This is a genomic window from Methylibium rhizosphaerae (genome assembly GCF_006386545.1).
In the GTDB taxonomy this organism is placed as follows: Bacteria; Pseudomonadota; Gammaproteobacteria; order Burkholderiales; family Burkholderiaceae_C; genus Pseudorivibacter; species Pseudorivibacter rhizosphaerae.
Genome location: NZ_SWAR01000124.1, coordinates 1 through 1,376, shown reverse-complemented (window position 1 = coordinate 1,376; position 1,376 = coordinate 1). Strand labels below are relative to the sequence as shown.

At 65.3% G+C, this 1,376-nt stretch carries 2 pseudogenes; one reads left to right on the top strand and one right to left on the bottom strand.

The window, feature by feature from the left end:
- Nucleotides 1-593: pseudogene (locus E8D38_RS27715) on the bottom strand (IS5 family transposase); the annotation flags it as partial.
- Between the two features lie 70 nt (nucleotides 594-663).
- On the opposite strand from E8D38_RS27715, the pseudogene E8D38_RS27710 reads away from it, so the two are divergent.
- Nucleotides 664-1,376 (top strand): annotated as a pseudogene (locus E8D38_RS27710) (IS110 family RNA-guided transposase); the annotation flags it as partial.

Here is a 1,376-nt window from a genome sequence, read left to right as displayed (position 1 = left end):
TTCTCCACGCGCTCGGCGATGAAGTCAGGCTCGATGAACGGGTTGAGCTTCTTGCGCTTGCCCGGGCGCATCGCCACGTGCCACGTCGGGCCTGCGGCCTCTGGCCGCTTGTGCACGCCTTGGTAGCCCGCATCGCCGAAGGCCGCGTACTCCTCGCCATGCAGCAGTTGCCCGGCGACATTGAGGTCGTTGACGTTGGCCGCTGTGCCAACGACCGTGTGCACCAGCCCCGAAGCGGCATCCACGCCGATGTGCGCCTTCATGCCGAAGTACCAGTTGTTGCCCTTCTTCGTCGGCTTCATCTCCGGATCGCGCTCGCCTTCGATGTTCTTGGTCGAGCTGGGCGCCGAGATCAGCGTGGCATCCACCACGGTGCCGGTGCGCATCAGCATGCCCTTGGCCTGCAGGATGTCGTTGACCACCCGCAGCATGTCCACTGCCAGGTTGTGCCGCTCCAGCAGGTGCCGGAACCTGAGGATGGTCGTCTCGTCGGGCAGGCGGGCGGTCATGCCGTCGAGCTTGGCGAACTCCCGGTACAGCGGCACGTCGTGCAGCGCCTCTTCCATCGCAGGATCGCTCAGCCCGAACCACTGCTACTGAGATGGACCCGACGCCCCTTCGGGGACGACACTGTCGCTCCGCAGATGCAGATCGGAGGCCACCATGCACATCGACGTTCTCGGTATCGACTTGGCCAAGCGAGTCTTCCAGCTTCACGGAGCCACTCGCGGTGGGGCCGTCATGCACCGCTCGAAGGTCAGCCGTCCTGGCCTCCTGCAGGCGATCCTCGGCCTGCAACCGAGACTCGTTGTCATGGAGGCTTGTGCCTCCGCCCACCACTGGGGGCGCCAGCTGCTTGCGAATGGCATCGAGGTCAGGCTGATCAGCCCGCAGTTCGTCGCCCCGTTCGTGAAGACCAACAAGAATGACCGCAACGACGCCGAAGGGATCGTCGAGGCGGCCAGCCGTCCGACGATGAGGTTCGTCGCAGTCAAGAGCGTCGAGCAGCAGGACATCCAAGCGCTGCATCGCGTCCGTCAGCTGTACGTGCACCAGCGCACCGCGGTCATCAACCACGTGCGAGGCATCCTGGCCGAGCGCGGTGTCGTCGTCGCCAAGTCGCCGGCAGCCTTCCACCGCGCCATGCCTGCGGTCCTTGCGGCATCCGACGGTGAGATCTGTGAGGTCTGCCGCAGCCTCCTCGTCGAGTCGCTGGAGCATCTCGAGATCATCGAGCAGCGCATCGAGCAGCGCATCGAGAAGGCCGACGCGCAAGTGAAGCAGCTGATGTCCAGTTCCGACCTGTGTCGCAAGATCGGCGCCATCGACGGCGTTGGGCCTCTGACCGCTACGGCCGTAGGGCGGCGGTGGGTGAC